19 protein-coding genes are annotated in these 19,536 nt (G+C 73.2%); 4 read left to right on the plus strand and 15 right to left on the minus strand.

The features are described from left to right. The first annotated feature begins 148 nt into the window (after positions 1–148). Together ABLM29_RS06840 and ABLM29_RS06845 are read left to right on the plus strand one after the other, a co-directional pair. Positions 149–478: a hypothetical protein gene (locus tag ABLM29_RS06840; RefSeq protein ID WP_349713261.1), complete on the plus strand. Its 330-nt coding sequence runs from the start codon at positions 149–151 to the stop codon at positions 476–478. A gap of 221 nt (positions 479–699) precedes the next feature. Continuing rightward, positions 700–1,164, plus strand: a complete 465-nt coding sequence (locus tag ABLM29_RS06845) for a hypothetical protein (RefSeq protein ID WP_349713262.1) — start codon at positions 700–702, stop codon at positions 1,162–1,164. Positions 1,165–1,311: 147 nt separating this feature from the next. Here the strand turns inward: ABLM29_RS06845 and ABLM29_RS06850 are convergent, their stop codons facing one another. The 14 genes from ABLM29_RS06850 to ABLM29_RS06915 all read right to left on the minus strand — a co-directional run bounded on the left by ABLM29_RS06850 (position 1,312) and on the right by ABLM29_RS06915 (position 17,390). Then, complete coding sequence (locus ABLM29_RS06850) at positions 1,312–2,598, minus strand: HNH endonuclease signature motif containing protein (RefSeq protein ID WP_349713263.1); 1,287 nt, start codon at positions 2,596–2,598, stop codon at positions 1,312–1,314. Between the two features lie 114 nt (positions 2,599–2,712). Beyond that, a complete protein-coding gene (locus ABLM29_RS06855; RefSeq protein ID WP_349713265.1) occupies positions 2,713–3,003 on the minus strand; it encodes a hypothetical protein in 291 nt (96 codons plus the stop codon). Positions 3,004–3,145: 142 nt separating this feature from the next. After that, positions 3,146–3,532, minus strand: a complete 387-nt coding sequence (locus ABLM29_RS06860) for an HsmA family protein (protein WP_349713267.1) — start codon at positions 3,530–3,532, stop codon at positions 3,146–3,148. A 44-nt stretch (positions 3,533–3,576) separates the two neighbouring features. Beyond that, entirely contained in the window at positions 3,577–4,152 is a 576-nt protein-coding gene (locus ABLM29_RS06865; RefSeq protein WP_349713269.1) for a hypothetical protein, read from the minus strand. Between the two features lie 121 nt (positions 4,153–4,273). Then, a complete protein-coding gene (locus ABLM29_RS06870) occupies positions 4,274–5,908 on the minus strand; it encodes a PucR family transcriptional regulator (protein WP_349713271.1) in 1,635 nt (544 codons plus the stop codon). 148 nt (positions 5,909–6,056) lie between these two features. After that, entirely contained in the window at positions 6,057–7,184 is a 1,128-nt protein-coding gene (menC, locus tag ABLM29_RS06875) for an o-succinylbenzoate synthase (protein ID WP_502889183.1), read from the minus strand. Continuing rightward, a complete protein-coding gene (locus tag ABLM29_RS06880; RefSeq protein WP_349713273.1) occupies positions 7,181–8,008 on the minus strand; it encodes a GNAT family N-acetyltransferase in 828 nt (275 codons plus the stop codon). Before ABLM29_RS06880 ends, menC begins: the two co-directional genes overlap by 4 nt. Further along, positions 8,005–9,159, minus strand: coding sequence for a M20 family metallopeptidase (locus ABLM29_RS06885; protein ID WP_349713274.1), 1,155 nt, complete (start codon positions 9,157–9,159; stop codon positions 8,005–8,007). Before ABLM29_RS06885 ends, ABLM29_RS06880 begins: the two co-directional genes overlap by 4 nt. Further along, complete coding sequence (locus ABLM29_RS06890; protein ID WP_349713275.1) at positions 9,159–10,574, minus strand: serine hydrolase domain-containing protein; 1,416 nt, start codon at positions 10,572–10,574, stop codon at positions 9,159–9,161. Before ABLM29_RS06890 ends, ABLM29_RS06885 begins: the two co-directional genes overlap by 1 nt. Further along, complete coding sequence (locus tag ABLM29_RS06895) at positions 10,571–11,323, minus strand: ABC transporter ATP-binding protein (RefSeq protein WP_349713277.1); 753 nt, start codon at positions 11,321–11,323, stop codon at positions 10,571–10,573. The genes ABLM29_RS06890 and ABLM29_RS06895 overlap by 4 nt, the downstream gene beginning before the upstream one ends. Further along, entirely contained in the window at positions 11,320–13,296 is a 1,977-nt protein-coding gene (locus tag ABLM29_RS06900) for a dipeptide/oligopeptide/nickel ABC transporter permease/ATP-binding protein (protein ID WP_349713278.1), read from the minus strand. The genes ABLM29_RS06895 and ABLM29_RS06900 overlap by 4 nt, the downstream gene beginning before the upstream one ends. Further along, the gene (locus tag ABLM29_RS06905) at positions 13,296–14,303 is read right to left on the minus strand and encodes an ABC transporter permease (RefSeq protein WP_349713279.1); all 1,008 of its coding nucleotides are present in this window, start codon (positions 14,301–14,303) and stop codon (positions 13,296–13,298) included. The genes ABLM29_RS06900 and ABLM29_RS06905 overlap by 1 nt, the downstream gene beginning before the upstream one ends. A gap of 16 nt (positions 14,304–14,319) precedes the next feature. After that, positions 14,320–15,915 carry an ABC transporter substrate-binding protein gene (locus tag ABLM29_RS06910; RefSeq protein WP_349713280.1) on the minus strand — a complete coding sequence of 532 codons (1,596 nt, stop codon included), beginning with the start codon at positions 15,913–15,915 and terminating at the stop codon, positions 14,320–14,322. A 59-nt stretch (positions 15,916–15,974) separates the two neighbouring features. Then, the gene (locus tag ABLM29_RS06915; protein WP_349713281.1) at positions 15,975–17,390 is read right to left on the minus strand and encodes a serine hydrolase domain-containing protein; all 1,416 of its coding nucleotides are present in this window, start codon (positions 17,388–17,390) and stop codon (positions 15,975–15,977) included. A 120-nt stretch (positions 17,391–17,510) separates the two neighbouring features. On the opposite strand from ABLM29_RS06915, the gene ABLM29_RS06920 reads away from it, so the two are divergent. Then, on the plus strand, positions 17,511–18,992 hold the full coding sequence (locus ABLM29_RS06920) for an amidohydrolase family protein (RefSeq protein ID WP_349713282.1): 1,482 nt from the start codon (positions 17,511–17,513) through the stop codon (positions 18,990–18,992). A gap of 102 nt (positions 18,993–19,094) precedes the next feature. Here ABLM29_RS06920 and ABLM29_RS06925 read toward each other — a convergent pair whose 3' ends face one another. Then, positions 19,095–19,325 (minus strand): hypothetical protein, encoded by a 231-nt coding sequence (locus tag ABLM29_RS06925; protein ID WP_349713283.1) that lies wholly within the window; start codon positions 19,323–19,325, stop codon positions 19,095–19,097. Here ABLM29_RS06925 and ABLM29_RS06930 point away from each other — a divergent pair. After that, positions 19,324–19,530 (plus strand): DUF4177 domain-containing protein, encoded by a 207-nt coding sequence (locus tag ABLM29_RS06930; RefSeq protein WP_349713284.1) that lies wholly within the window; start codon positions 19,324–19,326, stop codon positions 19,528–19,530. The genes ABLM29_RS06925 and ABLM29_RS06930 overlap by 2 nt on opposite strands. The last annotated feature ends 6 nt before the right edge of the window (positions 19,531–19,536 follow it).

The raw sequence follows: 19,536 nt of genomic DNA on the forward strand, positions 1-19,536 counted from the left end.
CGCCGCAACACATGCACGTACGGACACGTGGACGTCGTGTGGGCAATCGGTCCGGACGCGAGCCTGAAGGCGTGCGGTCAAGAGTGATCGAGGCAACATCGTGGCACCCCTCCGCCGGCCAGCCGATTCCACGTGGAATCCTCCGGCCGTGAGCGAACACCGAACCAGGGCGCAGTCATTCCTAGAGGCCGTGAAGGCTCTGGCGGCTGTCGCCGCGCTAACCGCAATCGTTCTGGCCGTCCTGTGGGTTGCCGGTCGAGACTGGCCGACGATGAAGCTGTTCGCTCCGGCGTATGGAGCATCTCTGCTAGCCCTCGGTGGATTCGTGCAGATGGTGTTGACATCTACAGCAGGCGAGGGGGAGCGCCGAATCTCTAAGCGCAGTAGTTGGTGGGAGAGCCTCGGCTGGGCCGCCATCAGCTTCGGTGGCGGGATGGCGGCCATCGTGCCAGTTGCGAACCTGTTCGCAGCACTCTGACCGTCGTCACGGGGCTCCTGCCGGAACTTCGCAAGCCCCGGCGCGGACCAGAGCTTTGTCACCGCTCTGAACGATCGGCATTTGGTTGCACTGCGGGAGGTCGGCCCTGGGATCCAGGGAGGTCCAGCCTCCCGGAGATCCTCGAACTGAGGTGCGTCCTATCGCCGCTTCGCGGGGTCGATTCTTGACCTGCGGGCTGCGCGCCTCGCGATACTTCAACCGTGTCCGTCATCGCCACCCTGGGAACCACGCTGGCCTCTGGTGTCATCGCCGCAGCCATCGCTATCACTGCTGACAACTGGCGAGGTGATCGCACACGTCGCCGCGAGGGCGAAATCGCGCTGAGGGAGTTCCAACGAGTCCTGGGGGACATGTCCGGATACCTCCTGATGGCCGACTCGGTTATCGACGAGACACCTCTTGAGAAGCTGGATTGGCCGGACCTCGCTCAGGCCAGGCGAGCGGCGTACCCGTACAGAAATCTCCTTCACCACGACGACAGACGTCTGGTCACGCGCAGCAGCGTCCCGTTCGACGCACATGGAAACTGGCACTACGACTCCCGGCAGCCCGAGGTGAACACATGGGCTGCGGAACTCGATGCAGCGATCGATCGCGCCTTCGCGCCACGCCTCGGACGGATATGGATCCGGCTAGTCCGGCGATCGAATGGCGAGGGCCGCTGAGACCAGGCGCCATCGCTGCTGTCTCCGTCTCGCCGCGTCATTCCGCCGCGTCTGACGCAATCCGACCGGGGCGGAGTGCCTGGCCGGAGCGGCGGCCGCCGAGAGGTGGTGGCGGGTCGACGGTGGCATGCGGACTTGGCCCCAGCGTCACCGGCGTCGGTGGTAGCGGTGGTCGCCGTTGGCCAGCCGGTCGGTCTGGTACGCCGGATCGTGGGTCCGGTGGTGGTGGAACCCGCACAACAAGACCGCGTTGGCCAGGTCCGTGCGGCCGCCGGCTGACCAGGGGGCGGCGTGATGAGCCTCGCACCAGGTCGCCGGGATGGTGCAGCCCTCGGCGCGGCAGGTGGTGTCGCGGAGCCGGAGCGCCTTGCGCTGGGCCGGGGTGAACAGCCGCTGGGCGCGGCCGAGGTCGAGGACCTCCGACTTCCCGCCGAGAACGGCGGGGACGATCTTGGCGGTACACGCCAGTCGGCGGGCGTGGGCGGCGGAGATCCGGCCCGCGCCGTCCCCGGTCACGGAGTCCAGCAGCCCGGCGGCGCCGAGGCGCCTCTCCAGGTCCTCCAGGGTGACGGTGACCATGACCGCCGTCGCATCGCCGCCGTGCTCCGGAAGCGTTGCCGGGTCGAGCCGGTCCAGCAGAGCGCAGAACGCGTGCCCGAGCATCCGGTGCCGCGGCAGCCGCTCGAGGTCGGGGTTCGCTCCACCAGCCGATCGCGGCGAGGTGAGCGCGTCGAGGTAGGTCGCCAACCGCGTCGCGGTGGCGTCGGGCAGCGTCATCGTGACCCGGGTGGCGCCATCGCCCAGCGGCGTCATCCGCAGCGACAACGCCGACTGCGCCCGGGACTCCTCCTCGTGCAGCCGACGGGCCTCCTCGTCCGCGGCGACCTCGGGAGCGACCACGTCCAGCACCCGGCGCCCGAGGACCCGCAGGTGCTGGGGCAGCATCCCCACCCCGCCGCACTCGGCGGCGTCGCCGCTCCCCAGGGCGACCAGCCGCGCCTCGGCATCGCCCCTGACCTCTCCCCCCACCCGGTCCGGGAGCGCGTCCAACGCCTGCACGATCACCTTGGCCTGGTCCAGCGACAGGCGTCCGGCGGCCATCGCGGCCCCGACCCGGGGCCAACGCTGGTCGATCGCCTCGGCCAGCCGCCCCTCGGGGCGCAGCCGGGCGACCTCAACGTTCGCCCGGTGCGCCAGCCACCCGGCCACGTCCCGTGCACCATGGACCTCTGCAACCTCGCCAGCCGCGGCCATCGTCCGCAACCGCAACTCGGCGACCTGCGCCTCGAGTGCCACCAACTCGGTGAGCACCGCTTCCTTCTCCCCCGCACTCAAGAACGCGGCATGCGCATCCGCCACGCCGGCCAGCTCGACCCGGCAGGCGGTCACCGCGCGGGTGATCCGGTGCGGGACGGGACCGGGCAGCAGGGTCATCACGGAGCCTTCGGGAGCGGTTCGGCGTACGCCGATTCTACCGTCATTCGATCATCTGTTCGATCCTCAGAATCGGTGACCCGACGCACGTGCGACCCCGCGCCCATTGACCCGCTACATGCAGGCGTCGATGCTGAGCCCCAGCTCGCCCGCCACGAAGACGCCGAGCGACGCCATCGAGTCGTCCGGGATCACGCCCATGTCCGCGAGGTCACGGGCCAGGTTCCTCAGGCCGGCTCGCGGGTTGGCCTGGGAGGACGAGTGCTCCCCCATCGTCCCGGTCTGGGCGAAGACCTTCGTCGCCTGTCCCCAGCAGGACGGGTGCGCCGCCTGCGCCGGCGCTGCGAGGCCGACTGCTCCGACGAGGGTCACGGCGGCGGCCGCCGCCACCAGCTTTCCAGTCATGTCATCACTCCCTTGTGGTGCGTGGACTGTCCGGTCTCGGACATTGCCACGCACCCGCCGGCGGGTCCATCGCCGATCGCCGGGTGGTCCAGACCAGTACGCCGGTCGCTGCCGGGCTCGGCCGCGCCGGCCCGTGGGCGCCTCAGTCAGCCGTCATCGCACCGATCGCGCCGGTGACGTAGGGGATCAACCAGATCGCCCAGACCACGATGCTGAGCCGGTGGAAGCTCGCCTTCTCGCTCGCCCGGTCGCGCACGAGCACCACCACGGCCCACACCAGGTGCACGGCCATCAGCGCGATCGCCAGGCCGCCGGTCCAGATCATGACCGTGTTCAGGGCGCTGGTGGGGCCGTCGGACTCGTCGGCGATCCGGCTCATCAGCATCGTGCCGGTGACGTCGCACGCGAGGCCGAGCGCGAAGGCCCCGGCGTGCCACCACCGCAGCGTGCCCTGGATCCGCTCGGCCCAGACGCCGATCGTGTAGAAGACCAGGGCCAGGGTGATGACGACGATCGCGACGGCGAGCATGGGAGCAACCTAGGGGTTCTGATCGGCACTACCGGCCCCGGGTGTCAGCGGCCCACCTGACGCGCCGCCAGGTCCAGGCCGGCGCGCCACCCCGGTGCCCGCCCTCCGGCGGGAGGGGCGATCTCCGGCATCGCGTGGCCCGTCCGCGCCAGGGCCCAGGCGACCAGGGAGTTGGAGTTCCACATCTCGCCGGTGCGCAGCTCGTCGCGCCCCCAGACCAGTGCGGGGACCTCCCGCAGGATCGCGAGCAGGGCAGCGGCCGTCGCCTCGTCCTCGCTCGCGCGGACCGGGCTGTCCACCGCCGCCGACGCGTCGGGGATCCGGCCACCGGGCCAGCACCGGACCTCGTAGCGGAACGCCCGGAAGCGGCCCAGCCAGGCCGCCCCGACCGGCCCCTCACGGACGACGCCCCGCTCGCCCTCACCGACGTTCCACACGGGTCCCATCTCCACGGCGAAGGTCTGCTCCCCGAGCCGCACCATGAGTCCGGCGTGGTAGAGGTCGAGCGGCGGTCGGCGACCCCGCCAGGCGCACCACCGCTCGTAGGCACGACCGTTGAGCCGGACGAAGTGCCCACCCGCGCCGAGCGGGAGCCAGTAGAGGTCGATCCAGCCCGCCACCGACCACCTCCCGCTCGTCCGGTGACCAGTCAAGCGGCCCTCCGGGTCGATCGGAAGCGACTCGGGCCGTCTGGTCGGCGCCCACCCGCGCGACCGGGGCGGGCGGCGAGGAGCAGCCCCGTCAGCGGGGCGCCAGCAGCCGCAGCTGCAGGCTCGCCGCGAAGCGCTGCTCGGGGTCGGCGAGGTCCAGCCCGCTGACCTCCTCCAGCCGGCGCAGGCGGTAGCGGAGCGTGTTGGGGTGGATGAACAGCGCCGCCGCCGCGGCGCGGACGTCGCCCAGGGCGTCCAGCCACGCGTCGAGGGTCTCGGCGAGGCCGGAGTCGTTGCGCTCGTCGTACTCCAGCAGCAGCGCCAGCGGGCCGACCGGCCGCTCGCCCCGGGCGGCGGCGAGGTCGCGCAGCTCCAGCAGCAGCGACTGGGTGTGCACGTCGGGCAGCCGCGCGACCCGGCGGGTGCCGTGCCCCTCGCGGAGCACCCGCAGCACCCGGGTGGCGGTGGCGCGCGAGGCGGCCACTCCCCCGACGTCGGTGCCGACGCCGCCGACGCCGACGATCGCCGGCAGCCGCGCCCCGAGCCGGTCGCAGAACTCCTCGGCCAGCCGGGCCGCGCGCGTCTCGGGCTCGCTGGCGGTCCCACCCGGCGCCACCGGCAGCAGGGCGTAGGCGATGCCGCCGACCACGGCGACCGCCGAGGTGGGGACGGACGCGGCCAGGTGGACGCTGAGCGCGTCGGCGACCCGCTCCAGGTCGCTGGTGTCGCCGGGCGCCGGCTCCGCCTCGGAGCGGTCGGTGCGCAGGGCGACCGCAAGGACGACCACCGGCCTCCCGGCCAGTCCGAGGCGGCTCAGCGCGTCGCGCGCGCCGACGCCGCCCTCGATCGCGCTGCCGACCAGATCGGTCCGCAGCCGACGCTGCACGTCGGCACCCGCGCGGACGCGGAGCATGTGCAGCGCGACCAGCTTCGAGGCGTCCTGCAGCGCGGCGGTCCGCTCGGGGGTGATCTCCCCGTCCATCGCCGCCCAGATCGAGCCGAGCACCTCGTCGCCCGCGCGGACCGCGATGGCCACCCGCTGCTTGCTGACCGCGTCGGCGCCGAGGTCGGCGGGGTCGACCACGACGGGTCGGTGCTCGCGGTAGAGCTCCCGGAAGACACCGAGCTCGGTCAGCATGCGGGCGTACCGCTCCGGCACCTGCCGACCGATGATCGTCTCCACCCGGGACGGGTCGGCCTCGTCCTGGCGGCCGGAGAAGGCCAGCACGCGCGAGCTGCGGTCCTCGATCGTGACGGGGGCGTCCAGCAGCGACGCGACCGCGTTCGCCACGGCGAACAGGTCGCCCGACGGCAGGCCGCCGATCGACTCCGCCTCGCCGTGGACGATGTCGCCCTCGGCGAGCACCGAGCGCAGCAGCGCGGTCAGCTGCGCCCAGGTGGCACCCCGGCGCAGTCCGAGCAGCGCCAGCCCGGCGTCGGCCACCGCGGCGTCCAGCTCCGGGGTGAGCACGACCGGAGCCCGGACGACCAGGCCGACGCCGCCCTGCCGACCCACCGCGCGGACCAGGTCCGGCAGCCCGGCCGCGGGCACGCCGACGCCGGCCACCAGGGCCGCCGGCGGCAGCACCGGCTCGTCGTCGGGGTCGTGGATGACCACGCCACCGATCTCGCCCTCGTGCGCCGGATCGCCGGCGACCAGCTCGAGCAGCGAGTCGCCGAGATCGTCGAGGACCCGGCCCAGGCTCGCGCGGGGTCGCTGGTTCACCGCGTCAGGGTACGAGCCGCGTGCGGTCATCCCGACAGCACCTCCCCGGCAAACGCGAGCCTGCGAGTGTTTGCCCGCCCAACCGCGAGCGAAGCGAGCCTGGTTGGGCGGAACAGCCAATCAGCGCGGCGAAGCCGCTCCATGCCTTTCAGCGAAGCTGTATCCACTCCGTCGAGGTGGTGACCGCGTCGAGGATCTCCGGGATCGGGGTGACGCCCAGGCCGGGCCCGGTCGGCACCTGCATGTAGCCGTCCTCGATGGTCAGCGGCGCGGTGATGTCGGTCTGGTAGAAGCGGTCGGAGGCCGAGATGTCACCGGGCAGGGTGAACCCGGGCAGCGCGCCGAGCGCCGCGTTGGCGGCCCGGCCCAGCCCCGTCTCGAGCATCCCGCCGCACCACACCGCGAGCCCGTGCGCGGCGGCCACGTCGTGGATCCTCACGGCCTCCAGGTATCCGCCGACCCGACCGGGCTTGATGTTGATGATGGAGCAGGCGCCGAGCTCGATCGCCGCGGCGGCCGACTCGGCCGACACGATGGACTCGTCCAGGCAGATCGGGGTCCTGACCTGGCGCGCGAGCGCGGCGTGCCCGACCACGTCCTCCTCCTCCAGCGGCTGCTCGATCAGCAGCAGGTCGAAGTCGTCCAGCTTGGACAGGTGGCGGGCGTCGCGCAGCGTGTACGCCGTGTTCGCGTCCACCTGGAGCAGCACGTCGTCGCCGAACCGCTCGCGCACCGCACGCACGGGCTCGAGGTCCCAGCCGGGCTCGATCTTCAGCTTGATCCGCACGTAGCCGGCGTCCAGGTAGCCGCCGACGACGTCGAGCAGCACCGGGATGCTGTCGTAGATCCCGACCGAGACGCCCGAGGGCACCCGCTCGTGGACCGCGCCGAGCTCCCGCGCCCAGGAGCGTCCGGACGCGCGCAGCTCGGCGTCCAGCACGGCCATCTCCAGGGCGGCCTTGGCCATCCGGTGGCCCTTGAACTTGCGCAGCAGCGCGGCGACCGCGGGGGCGCCGTGGCGGCGCAGGTCCTCGGAGCCGTCGGCGAGCGCCGGGACCAGGAAGCGGCGCAGCACGTCGGCCGTCGCGTCGACGTACTCCGAGGAGTAGAGCGGGTCCGACATGGCCACGCACTCGCCCCACCCCTCGCCGTCGGCGGTCACCGCCCGGAGCAGCAGGACGTCGCGCGCGGTCTGGGTGCCGAACGAGGTCCGGAACGGCGACACCAGCGGCATCGCGATGCGGCGCAGCTCGACGCCCTCCAGCTTGACGGTCACTCGGTCTCTCCTTCGTGGTCTCCCCCGTGGTCGCCCGCCGGCAGCACGAGGTAGCCCTGCTCCTTGTCGAAGCCGGCGACGCTGCCGCCGGCGGTCAGTGCGGTCAGCAGCTGGTCGCGCACCTTGGCGCGCCAGTCGCGGCTCTGCTCGGGATCGGCACGCCGCTCGGCCTCGACGTCGCGCGGCACCTGGACCCACGACGCGGCCGCGCCGGACGGCACGACCGGGCGCACGGGGGCACCGGCGCACGCGGTCACGACCCGCGGGTCGGTGAGCGGCCAGTGGACCAGGATGCGGTCGCTCTCCTCGTCACGGTTGATCGCGTCGGTCATCGCGCCGTAGAAGTCCGGCAGGTACTCGGCCACGTGCGCACCCAGCTTGGCGAGGTTGAAGTAGGCGTTGCGGGCGACCAGCGGGTCGAACGTCCACTCGATCAGCTCGATGCCGCGGTCCAGGCACCACGCGCGCTGGTGGAGCTTGAGGGCGAATCCGACGTGCCGACCGCCCACCGACGACAGCACGCCGGCGATGTGGCTGTGCATCGTCCGCGACGCCGGCGTGGAGTGGAACCCCACGCAGACGCCGACCATCGTGTCGCCGTCGTAGGCGCCGGCGACGTAGCTGTCCGCCTTGCCCATCGCCCGCAGCAGCTCGGCGCTCATCGGCGGGTTCTCCGGGACGCCCCAGATCTCCCCGAGCACCTCGGCGGCCTCGCGCAGCTCGTCGATCTCGGCGAGCCGGCGCACCACCACGCCCGAGGCGCCGGCGGCCGCCTCGTACGCGGCCCACGCCCCCTCGGCGAGGTCGGTCGGGTCGGTGCTCATCTCGTTCCTCCCAGCAGCTCCTCCAGCATGGCGCGGAGCAGCGCCGTGCGGTCGGGAATCCGGTCGACGAGCACGTGCTCGTGCTCGGCGTGGGCGCCCCCGCCGACGGCGCCGAGGCCGTCCAGCGTGGGGGTGCCGACGCCGGCGGCGAAGTTGCCGTCCGACGCGCCCCCGACGGCGGCGTGCGTCAGCGCGGGCAGGCCGAGCCGCTCGGTGATCCGCCGCGCCCGCTCGTACAGCCCCATCGACGCGGACTCCTCCAGCGGCGCGCGGTTGATGCCACCACCGACGCGCACCTCGGCGCCCTCGAGCACCGGGGCGAGGCCGTGCAGCGCGGCGTCGACCCGCTCCTGCTCGGCAGAAGTCCACGCCCGTACGTCGATCGAGAACCGCGCCTGCGCCGGGACCGTGTTCATGGTGGTCCCGCCTGAGGTCACCGTCGGGGTGACCGTGGTGCCGGCCTCCGCGTCGCCGAGCCCGGCCACGGCGAGCACCTGGTGGGCCATCTCGACGCTGGCGTTGACGCCCTTCTCGGGCTCGAGCCCGGCGTGGGCGGCGCGACCGGTGACCTCGATCTCGTAGAGCGAGGTCCCCTTCCGGGCGGTCTTGAGCGCACCGCCGTCGGCGGACGCCTCGAGCACCAGCACCGCGTCGGCGCGGCGCGCCTCCTCCTCGATCAGCACCCGGGAGCTCGGCGAGCCCAGCTCCTCGTCGCCGGTCACGAGCAGCGTGACGCCCGACGGGTCGTCCAGGTCGGCGATCGCGTGCAGCGCCATCGCCAGCCCGGTCAGCATGTCGAAGCAGCCCGGGCCGCGCAGCACGCCGTCGGTGACGTCGTACGGGCGCCGGGCGAGCGTGCCGACCGGCCAGACCGTGTCGTGGTGCGCGAGCACCAGGACACGGCCGGAGGCCGACTGGTCGCCCAGCCGCCAGCGCAGGTGGTGGACGCCGTCGACGACGAGTCGCTCCGGGGCGACGCCGAGCCGCTCCCGCCCGATCCGCGCGACCAGGTCGGCGGAACGGGCCACGGCGGCGTGGTCGCTGGAGGGCGACTCGCACTCGACCAGCTCGCGCAGGTCACCGAGCAGGGCTTCGAGCACGATGTCTCCGGGCAGGTCGGTGGCGGTCGGGACGGCGGTGGCGACGGCCATCAGGCGGGCCGCTTCGGGGTCGCCCGGGCGCCGAAGTGGATGTACTCCTGGCCGTTCGGCAGGGAGTAGAACCGCACCGGGTAGTAGGCCTCGCTCTTGTCGGGCTGGAAGGCGAAGAGCGCCGGCCCGACCGGGATCAGCTCGTTGGTCTCGGGCTCGGTCCCGCCGGACGCCTCGGCCACCGCGCCGGAGACCGTGGTGCGCATCCAGAGCTTGCCGTCCTCCTCGAAGACCTCCTCCAGCACCGACTCCCGGGAGTAGGCGCCCAGGTACGGCGTCGCGTCCACCTCGACCGGCTCGGCCGGCAGCTCGAAGCGCGCCGGCAGGTCGACGTCGACCAGCGTCTTGAAGATCTCCTCGTACAGGTCCTGGTACAGCGGGATGGCGCTGCCGATGTTGGTGTTCACCGCGACCGCGATGCCGGCCTCGGGGAGCAGCCGCAGGAACGCCGCCTGGCCGATGGTGTTGCCGTCGTGCCCGATGGCGCGGTGGCCGTTCCAGTCGCAGCGGAACCAGCCCAGGCCCCAGGAGTCGCCGAGCAGGATCTTCTCCGGGCACTCGGTCTGGAAGTCCGCCATCTCGGCGACACCGGCCTCCGACAGCACCCGGGTGCCGTCCTGGGCGGTGCCGCCGGTCAGGTGCATCCGGGCGAACGCCAGCACGTCCTCGACGCGCGAGGTGATCAGGCCGGCCGGGCCGACCGAGCGGGGCATCCCCCACACGGGTGCGACGACCGGCTCGTCGCCGCCCTTGAGGTGGCCCACGGAGTGGCCGAAGACCATCGCCTCCTCGGGCAGCGTGGTGGTGTGGGTCAGGCCGAGCGGGGCGAACAGGCGCTCCTTCATGGCCTCGTCCCAGGTCTGGCCGGTGACGACCTCGATGATCCGGCCGAGCAGCGAGTAGCCGGAGTTGCAGTAGGACCAGGTGGCACCGAGCGGGTGGTTCTGCGCGGCCTCGCCGAGCTCGGCGACGTACTTCTCCAGCGCGTCGTCGCCACGGCCGGTGTCGGTGAAGACGTCCCCGTCGATGCCGCTGGTGTGGGTCAGCAGGTTCCACACGGTGACGGTCTTGGTCACGTCGGGGTCGCGCAGCGCCAGGTCCGGGACGATCTCGGCGACCGGGGTCTGCAGGGTGAACCTGCCCTCGTCGACCAGCTGCATGATGACGGTGGCGGTCCACACCTTCGAGACCGAGCCGATCTGGAAGACCGAGTCGGGGGTGGCGACCTGGCCGGTGCCGGCGTGCAGGACGCCGGTGGCGGTCGTGAACAGCTCGTCCGCGGCGCCGTCGGCACCGACCTTGAGGATGCCGAGCTGCGCGCCGGGGATGCCGTGCTTCTTCACCAGCTCGGCGAAGCGGGCCTCCCAGTGGGCCGGGTCGATGAGGCCGTCGGTGGCGGGGCCGGTGGTGGTCATGCGCGGATCTCCTTGGTCGGGATGGGATGGCCGCCGGGAACGGCGGCCAGGAGCTGGCGGGTGTAGTCGTGCCGGGGGCGTTCGAGGACGTCCGTGGTCGGGCCGTGCTCGACGATCCGGCCGCCCTCGAGGACGGCGACCTGGCTGGCGACGTAGCGGACGACGGCGAGGTTGTGGGAGATGAAGAGCATCGAGAGGCCGAGCTCGCGCTGCATCTCGCGGATCAGGTTGAGCACGGCGCCCTGGACGGACACGTCGAGCGCGGAGGTGACCTCGTCGGCGATCACCAGCCGCGGGCGGCCGGCCAGCGCGCGGGCCAGCGCGACCCGCTGCCGCTGGCCGCCGGAGAGCTCCCGGGGCAGCTGGCCGGCGCGGCCGGCGTCGAGGTGGACGAGCTCCAGCAGCCGGGCGATCTCGGCCCGGCGCGCGGACCGCGGCAGCCGCTCGGGGATCGCCTCGGCGATGCTCTCCCCGATCGTCATCCGCGGGTCGAGCGAGGAGAAGGGGTCCTGGAAGACCATCTGGATCGGCCGGCGCCGCCCTCGCTGGCGGACGGGTGCACCGTCGAGCGTGATGCTGCCGCCGTGCACCGGAGCCAGTCCGACGACGGCCTTGGCGAGCGTCGACTTGCCGGAGCCGGACTCGCCGACCAGGCCGACGATCTCGCCGTCGGGCACGGTCAGGCTGACCTCGTCCAGCACCGTGGTCGCGCCGTAGCGCACGGTGAGGTGGTCCAGGTGCAGGCTCATGCGGTCGCCTCCTCGGCGGTCGGCCGGTCGCCGGCCAGCACGGGCTCCCCCGCGTGCCAGCAGGCGACCCGACCGGCGCCGCCGTCGGCGGTCACCAGGACCGGGTCCTGCTCCCGGCACAGCGCGGTCGCGAGCGGGCAGCGGGCGGCGTAGGCGCAGCCGGCCGGTACGGCGGAGGGGTCGACGGGCTGGCCCGGGATGGTCGCCAGGGGGGCGTCGAGGTCGGTCGCCATGTCCGGCACGGCCGCGACCAGGGCACGGGTGTAGGGGTGGCGGGCACGGGTGTGCAGGTCGGCGGTGGGCAGGTCCTCGACCACCCGGCCGGCGTACATCACCAGCACGCGGTCGCAGACGTCGGAGACGACCGAGACGTCGTGGCTGATCAGCAGCAGGGCGGCGCCCTGCTCGCGGCGGACGTCCTGGAGCAGCGCGAGAACCTGGCTCTGCACGGTGACGTCCAGGGCGGTGGTCGGCTCGTCGGCGATGATCAGGCGTGGGCTGCCCATCAGGCCCATGCCGATCATCGCGCGCTGCCGCATGCCGCCGGAGAACTCGTGGGGGTACTGCCGCGCCCGGCGCTCGGGGTCACGGACCCGGACCGCGCGGAGCCGGTCGACGGCGCGGGCGGCGGCGGACCGGCGGTCGAGCCCCTGGTGGTGGCGGCCGACCTCGGCGAGCTGGGAGCCGATCCGCATCGCCGGGTTGAACGACGTCATCGGGTCCTGGAAGACGACCGCCAGGGAGGTGCCGAGCCTCCGGTCGCGCTCCGCCGCGCCCCTCCGGTCGCCCGGCGCTGCGAGCAGGTCCTCGCCGCAGAAGGCGAGCCGGTGCGCGTCGACGCGGCCGGGCTCCTCGACCAGCTGCGCGATCGAGAGCGCGGTGAGCGACTTGCCGGAGCCGGACTCGCCGACCACGCCGACCGCCTCGCCGGCGCGCACCGTGAAGGTGACGCCGCGGACGGGGCGGATCGGGCCGGCGGCGCCCGGGAAGGCGACGTGCAGGTCGCGCACGTCGAGCACCAGGTCCTCGGTACCGGCGTCGTGGGCCAGCTCGGCGCCCGGGGTGCGCCCGGTCGGGGTCCGCAGCGCCGGCGTCACGCCGGTCACCGGGGAGACCCCCAGCGCACCGGCGATCGCCTCGCCGGTGAGGTTGAACGCCAGGCCCGCGATGATCACCATGATGCCGGGCGCGAGCGCGGCGAGCGGGTGGATGTAGATGCCGGCGAGACCGTCCTGCATCAGCCGGCCCCAGTCGTAGGCCGGCGCCTGCACGCCCAGGCCGAGGAACGAGAGACCCGCGAAGCTGAGCAGGACGCCTCCGGCGCTGATGGTCACGTTGACCACGAGCGGCTCGGCGATGTTGGGCAGCACGTGGCGGAACAGGATCCGGAAGCGGTTCACCCCGGCGATCCGCGCCGCGGCGACGTAGTCCAGGTCGGCGACGCCCGCGACCAGGGTCTGGCAGAGGCGGGCGAAGGACGGCGCCCCGGCGAGGCCGATGGCGAGCACGGCGCCCTGGGCGCCGACGCCGAAGACGACGGCGAAGAAGAGCACCAGCAGCAGGCCCGGGAAGGCGACCAGGATGTTGACCAGGGCGGTGACCAGGCGACCGGCGCGGCGGCCCAGCAGCAGCGGCGCCGTGCCGAGGATCAGGCCGACGGCGGTGCCGAGCGCGGTGGCGAGCAGGGCCAGCGTGATCGAGAGGCGGGTGGCGACCAGCACCCGGTAGAACAGGTCCCGGCCTAGGTTGTCGGTGCCGACCCAGTGCTCGGCCGACGGGCCGGCGAGGATGTTGTCGGTGTCGACGGCGTCGGCGCGGTCGCCCCAGAGGATCGGCGCGAACACGGCGAGCAGCAGCACCAGCGTCAGCAGCCCGAGGCCGACGATCCCGACGGGGGTCCGCAGGACGCGGGACAGGCGGGACCCGACGGGCCGGCTGGACGGGGTGGTCGCGGGCGACGTGGCGTTGGTCATCAGGAGTCCCCGATCGTGGAGCGCGGGTCGAGGACGGCGAGCGCGATGTCGACGAGGTTGTTCACGACGAGCACGATCACGCCGTACACGAGGACGGTGCCCTGGACCAGGGGGTAGTCCTTGGTGACGATCGACTGGACGATCGTGCTGCCCAGGCCGGGCCAGGCGAAGACGTTCTCGACCAGGACGGTGCCGGCCACCATCGAGGCCAGCAGCATGCCGCTGAGGGTGAGCGTGGCCGTCACGGCGTTGGGGAGCGCGTGCCGGAGGTTGATCCGCAGCGCCGGCAGCCGCTTGGCGCGGGCCGTGCGGACGTAGTCGGCCTCGAGGACGCTCAGCATCTCGACGCGGACGATGCGGGCCAGCACGGCGGCCGGCCCGATCGCGAGCGCCGTCACCGGCAGGACGTACGCCGCCGCGCCGTCGTTGCCGGCGACGGGGAACCAGCCGAGGTTGACCGCGAACACCGCGACCAGCGCGACGCCGACCAGGAAGTCGGGGATCGAGCCGAGCACCACGCTGGTGCCCGCGAAGCCCAGCTCGGTACGCCGCCGGCGGCCGCGCCGGGTGGCGACGGCGACCAGCACCCCCAGGGGGATGGCAACGGCGAGCGCGGCACCGAAGGCCAGGAAGGCCAGCGATGCGGTGGCCGGCAGGCGCTGGGCGATGACCTCGGAGACCGGGAGCTGGGAGCCGATCGACTCCCCCAGGTCCCCGTGGAGCAGGTTTCCGAGATAGTGCACGTACTGGACGAGCAGCGGGTCGTCCAGGCCGAGCGAGGCGCGCTTGGAGGCCACCAGCTCGGCCGGGGCCGTCATCCCGAGCGCGGCGCGGATCGGGTCGCCCGGGATCAGGTGGATCATCAGGAACGACGCGGTCACGAGGACCCACAGCGACACCAGCAGCCGCCCCGTGCGCCGGAGCGCGAAGCGGGTCCAGCGCCCTCCGAGTCGCAGGCTGACCCGCCCCTGCTCGGGCGGGGCGGCTGCCGGTGTCAATGTGGTCATGCGTTGATCAGGCTCCTCAGCCGAGCATCCGGATGCTGGTGGGCACCACGTTGCCGACGACGTCGAACTCGGCGCCCTTGCCGAAGAAGGGCAGCAGGTTGTTGGCGAACGGGATCACGTCGTTGGCCTCGAAGAGTGCGCCCTCGGCGGCCAGCCACTCGTCGCAGCCCTCGGCGCCGTTGGCCGCCATCGCCGTCTCGACGCCGGCCGCGTAGTCGGCGTTGTCGATGCCGGCGAAGTTCGTGCCGCCCTCCGCCAGGCCGGGACCGGAGAGGAACGCGACGATCTGGTCCGGGGTGTTGATGTTGACCGGCTCCCAGGCGATGTCCCAGTCGCCGGTGCCGAACATGGCGCCGGCGATGGCGGTCTGGTCGAGCTGCGTGGCGGTGACGTCGATGCCGATCTCCGTCCACGCCGCCACGGCCAGCTCGGCGGCGGCGGAGCCACCGGTGCCGAGCGAGGCGTCGTAGACGAACGCGAGCGACAGCTTCTCGCCGTCCTTGGCGCGGACGCCGTCGGCGCCCTCGGTCCAGCCGGCCTCGTCGAGGGCGGCGGCCGCGGCGTCGGCGTCGGTCGCGGCGACCGAGCCCTCGACCGAGGATCCGGTGCAGCCGGCGGGGGCGACGACGGCCAGCTGGGTGGCCGGGCCGCCCTTGCCGGAGGTGATCACCTTCTGCAGCTCGTCGAGGTCGAGCGCCTGGGTGAGCGCGGCGCGGACGGCCGGGTCGGCCGTCAGGTGGCCGTCGTTCTGGTTGTACCACTGCTCGCCGACGACCGCCTGGGCGTCGACGCGGCTGAGGTCGGCGGCGTTGAGGCGCTCGGCGTCGGGGCCGTAGACAGCGGCGCCGTTCAGGTCGCCCGAGAGGAGCTGATTGGCGGCGGTGGTCTCGTTGGTGACCACCTTGGCCACGACCGTCGCCGGCATGCCCTGCTCGTCGGTGCCGGCGCCGCCGGGGCCCCAGGCGTAGCCCTCGCGGAGCTCGTAGGTGTAGTGGTCGCCGGGCACGGCCTCGGTCAGCACGTACGGGCCGGTGCCGGCCGTGCCGTCCTTGAGGGTGCCGCGGTCGGAGATGCCGGCGTCGCAGACCATCGGCAGGTTCGCGAACGAGGAGAGCACGAACGGCGACGGGGCGGCGAGGGTGACGGTGACCGTGCTGCCGTCGGCCTCGGCGGTGGCGCCGGCCGGGATGAAGACGCCCAGGAACGGGCTCTGGTTCTTCGGGTCCTCGACGTAGGAGATGTTGTCGACCACCGTCTGGGCGGTGAAGTCGGAGCCGTCGGAGCAGGTGATGCCGTCGGCGATCTCGAAGGTGACGGTGGTGCCGTCGACCGACCAGTCCGAGGCGAGCTGCGAGCCGACGTTGCCCTCCGCGTCGACCGAGACCAGGTTGTCGTAGGCGAACTGGGTCAGCTGGAACAGGGTGCTGGTGACGCCGCCCTGCGGGTCGAGCGCTCCCGGGTCGCTGGACAGCGCCAGCGAGAACGTCTGGCCGTCGACGTACGTGCTCGCGTCGGCGTCCGAACCGGAGTCGGAGCCACCGCAGGCGGTGAGGCCGACGGCGGCGACGGACAGGGAGAGTGCCAGCAGGGCACCCGAGCGGACCGGCCTCATGGGCGTTCCTCTTTCTGGTGGTGGTGTGGTGATGCGGGGGTCTGGGAGCTGTACGTCGGTCAGTCGGCGCGCGAGACCACGCGGCCGTAGTGGACGTACTTGGCCCTGGCCTCACCCGAGGGGCCGGGCGCGTTGCCGATGAACGCGAAGATGACGTGGATGCCGTGGAACGGCTCGGCGGTGATGAAGGAGTCGCCCTCGAGGTGGACGAGCTCGAAGCGGATCGGCTTCTCCCCGATCTCCTCGTGGATGTCCTTCGGGGTGCGGTCCAGCCAGACCCGGCCGTCGCCGTCCCGGGTGACCTCGATGTCGTAGATGGTGTCGGCGTAGAGGCCGAGGTACGGCGTCGCGTCGACCGTCGCGGGCTCCGCCGGCGGGGTGGGGCGCTCGGGCAGCACGACGCCGCTCAGCTCGGCGAGCAGGGGCGCGACGACGTCGCCGAACAGGCCGAACACGTCCCCGCCGTTGGTCAGCATCGCGATCGCGACGCCGGCCTCGGGGACGACCCGGAGGAACGCCGCCTGGCCGATGGTGCCGCCGTCGTGGGCGACCACGGTGCCCTGTGGGGTGTCGAAGAGCTCCCAGCCGAGGCCCCAGGCGTCGCCCATGCCGGCGAGGCGGGGCAGCTCGACCTGGCGGGTCTGCATCGCGGCCGCCGAGCCGGCGCCGAGCACCGTGGCGCCGTCGGGCGCGGTGCCGCCGTCGAGGTGCATCCGGACGAAGCCGAGCAGGTCGGTCGGCGTCATCGCCAGCATCGAACCGGCGGGCGCGTTGGAGCGCGCCAGTGCCCACGTCGTGGCGGCGGCGAGCTCGCCGTCCTCGCCGGGGACGTGGCCGGTGGCGGCGCGGTGCCGGATCGCCTCGTAGGCGCTGGGGCTGACGCTGTCGAGGCCGAGGGGCCCGGCGATCCGCTCGACCAGCACCGCGTCGTACGGCTGGCCGCGCAGCACCTCGACGAGGCGGCCGAGCACCACGAAGGCGGTGTTGTTGTAGGAGAAGGTCTCTCCCGGCGCGAAGAGCTGGGGCAGGTCGGTCAGCGTGGCGACGTACTTCTGCACCGCGTCGTCACCGCGGCCGGTGTCGGTGAAGATGTCGCCCTCGAAGCCCGCCGTGTGGGTGAGCAGGTGGCGCGTCGTCAGGGCCTTCGCGGCCTCGGCGTCGCCGAGCGTGAGCTCGGGCAGGTAGTCCAGCAGCCGCGCGTCGAGGTCGAGCAGCCCGTCGTCGACCAGCTGCATCACCAGCGTCGTGGTCCAGATCTTGGTGATGGAGCCGATCTGGAAGACCGTGGCGGTGTCCACCGGGACGGCCGTGGCCAGGCTGGTCACGCCCGCGGCTGCCGCGGCGACCCGGCCCTCGGCCAGGACGGCGACGGTCGCACCGGGCACCTGGCGCTCGGCGACGAGGCGCGCGAAGTTCTCCTCCAGCCAGGCGGAGGCGGCGTCCAGGGTCCCGGGAGAAGGCACGACGGATGACATGGCGGCAACCGTAGGGACAACACTCGGGGGCTGTATTCGTCCGATCGGACAGGCCACCGCGGCGCTGGTTGTCCGATCCTCCAGTGAGCCCGCGGACGTGGGCGGTGTTGGATGGTCCGCGTGCTGATTCTTCGAGGCGGGCGCGTCGCCGACCCGCGAACCGGGACCGAACGAGTGGCCGACGTGGCCGTGGACGGCGGCACGGTGGTCGCCGTGGCGCCGTCGGTGGCGGCCGAGGGCGCGCTCGCGGGCGCGACCGAGGTCGACGTGACCGGCATGGTCGTCGGGCCCGGCTTCGTCGATCTGCACAGCCACGTGCACTCCGTCGCGGGCCAGCGGCTCCAGGCGCTCGACGGCGTCACCGCCACCCTCGACCTCGAGGCCGGCCTGATGCCGGTCGAGAAGGCCTACGCCCGGGCCGCCGCCGACGGCCGGCTGCTGCACTACGGCTTCTCCGCCTCCTGGGGGGACGCCCGCGCCGCGGCGCACCTCGGCCTGACCCCGGACGCCGACCTGCACGCCTCGCTGCGGATGCTCGGCGACCCCGCCTGGCAGCGCACCTCGTCGGCGGCGGAGCGGCGCACCTGGCTGCGGCTGCTGGAGTCCGAGCTCGAGGCCGGCGCCCTGGGCGTCGGCGTGCTGATGGGCTACGCGCCGCGCTCGGACCCGGAGGAGTTCCTCGACGTGGCCAGGCTGGCCGCCGCCACCGGCACCGCGACCTTCACGCACGTGCGCGAGATCGTCGAGGCCGACCCGACCACGCCGATCGACGGCTCGTTCGAGGTCACCCGCGCCGCGGCCGAGACCGGTGCCACCATGCACCACTGCCACGTGAACAGCACCTCGCGCCGCCACATCGACCGGGTGCTCGGCCAGCTCGACGCCGCCCGCGCCGGCGGCTCGCGGGTCACCGTCGAGGCCTACCCGTACGGCGCCGGGAGCACCGCGATCGGCGCCTTCTTCCTGGCCCCCGAGCGGCTCGGCGCGTGGGGCCTGACGCCCTCGTCGATCTCGATGGTCTCCACCGGCGAGCGGGTCGCCTCGATCGAGCGGCTGGCCGAGCTGCGCGCCACCGACCCCGGCGCGGTCTGCGTGGTCCGGTTCCTCGACGAGGACGACACCGAGGACGCGGCGATGCTGCAGCGCGCGCTCGCCTTCCCCGACTCGATCGTGGCCAGCGACGCGATGCACGTGGAGTGGCCCGACGGGTCGACCGACTCGCGCGAGTGGCCCCTGCCCGCCGGCGGCCAGACCCACCCGCGCACCGCCGGCACCTTCGCCCGCTCCCTGCGCCGGATGGTCGTCGAGACCGGGACCTGGACCTGGGCCGAGGCCTTCCGCCGCTGCTCCTACCTGCCCGCGCAGGTCGTCGCCGGCTTCGCCCCCGCGGCGCGCACCAAGGGGTGGCTCGGCATCGGCGCGGACGCCGACCTCGTCGTCATCGACCCCGCCACGATCAGCGACCGGGCGACCTACCTGGACCCGACGCGCCCCTCGGTCGGCGTACGGCACCTGCTGGTGGACGGCACGTTCGTGGTCCGCGACGGCGAGCTGGACGTCGATGCCTTCCCGGGGCGGCCGATCCGCGCGGCGCTCGGCTGACCCGCGGGCGGCTGTCTCGCCGCGTCACAACCCGATTGGCCCCTTTTCGGGCTGAAAAGGGGCCAATCGGGTTGTGACGTGGGGCCACCCGACCCCACGACCTCAGCCCAGGTGCCGGTGGAAGAACTCGGCGATCCGCCGGCGCGCGTCCGCCGTGTCCTCGGGCGAGAACTCGGTGCCGCCGATCAGGCGTCCGGCCAGCCGGAACAGGTACGGCGTGGCCGCGTCGTCGATCCGGCCCGAACGGCTGCGGTGGAGGCCGCCGGACCGGTAGGACTCTGCCACTGCGGGCGCCGAGCGGCGGCGCCCCGGGACGGCAGGGAGGCCGGTCATGGAGTACGTGGTGATCCAGGTGACGCTCAAGGAGAGGTTCATGGGATCGGGGTCGGGGAACCTCCCCGAGCTCGAGGCGGCGATCAACAAGCAGGCCGCCAAGGGCTATCGGCTGCGCACCATCACGACCGCTTCGGGCAAGAGCGGCGGGTTCGGCGGCGGCGACCGGATCCAGGCGACGATGGTCTTCGAGAAGCTCACCTGAGCCGAC

The organism is Nocardioides sp. YIM 152588 (assembly GCF_040191335.1).
Lineage (GTDB): Bacteria > Actinomycetota > Actinomycetes > Propionibacteriales > Nocardioidaceae > Nocardioides.

Bases quoted from the DNA above. Each gene is read 5' to 3' on its own strand.
- ABLM29_RS06930 (WP_349713284.1), top strand. From the start codon at position 19,324: ATGGAGTACGTGGTGATCCAGGTGACGCTCAAGGAGAGGTTCATGGGA.
- ABLM29_RS06895 (WP_349713277.1), bottom strand. From the start codon at position 11,323: ATGAGCCTGCACCTGGACCACCTCACCGTGCGCTACGGCGCGACCACG.
- ABLM29_RS06855 (WP_349713265.1), bottom strand. From the start codon at position 3,003: ATGACTGGAAAGCTGGTGGCGGCGGCCGCCGCCGTGACCCTCGTCGGA.
- ABLM29_RS06900 (WP_349713278.1), bottom strand. From the start codon at position 13,296: ATGACCAACGCCACGTCGCCCGCGACCACCCCGTCCAGCCGGCCCGTC.
- ABLM29_RS06890 (WP_349713275.1), bottom strand. From the start codon at position 10,574: ATGACCACCACCGGCCCCGCCACCGACGGCCTCATCGACCCGGCCCAC.
- ABLM29_RS06885 (WP_349713274.1), bottom strand. From the start codon at position 9,159: ATGGCCGTCGCCACCGCCGTCCCGACCGCCACCGACCTGCCCGGAGAC.
- ABLM29_RS06860 (WP_349713267.1), bottom strand. From the start codon at position 3,532: ATGCTCGCCGTCGCGATCGTCGTCATCACCCTGGCCCTGGTCTTCTAC.
- ABLM29_RS06905 (WP_349713279.1), bottom strand. From the start codon at position 14,303: ATGACCACATTGACACCGGCAGCCGCCCCGCCCGAGCAGGGGCGGGTC.
- ABLM29_RS06915 (WP_349713281.1), bottom strand. From the start codon at position 17,390: ATGTCATCCGTCGTGCCTTCTCCCGGGACCCTGGACGCCGCCTCCGCC.
- ABLM29_RS06910 (WP_349713280.1), bottom strand. From the start codon at position 15,915: ATGAGGCCGGTCCGCTCGGGTGCCCTGCTGGCACTCTCCCTGTCCGTC.
- ABLM29_RS06925 (WP_349713283.1), bottom strand. From the start codon at position 19,325: ATGACCGGCCTCCCTGCCGTCCCGGGGCGCCGCCGCTCGGCGCCCGCA.
- ABLM29_RS06850 (WP_349713263.1), bottom strand. From the start codon at position 2,598: ATGACCCTGCTGCCCGGTCCCGTCCCGCACCGGATCACCCGCGCGGTG.
- ABLM29_RS06880 (WP_349713273.1), bottom strand. From the start codon at position 8,008: ATGAGCACCGACCCGACCGACCTCGCCGAGGGGGCGTGGGCCGCGTAC.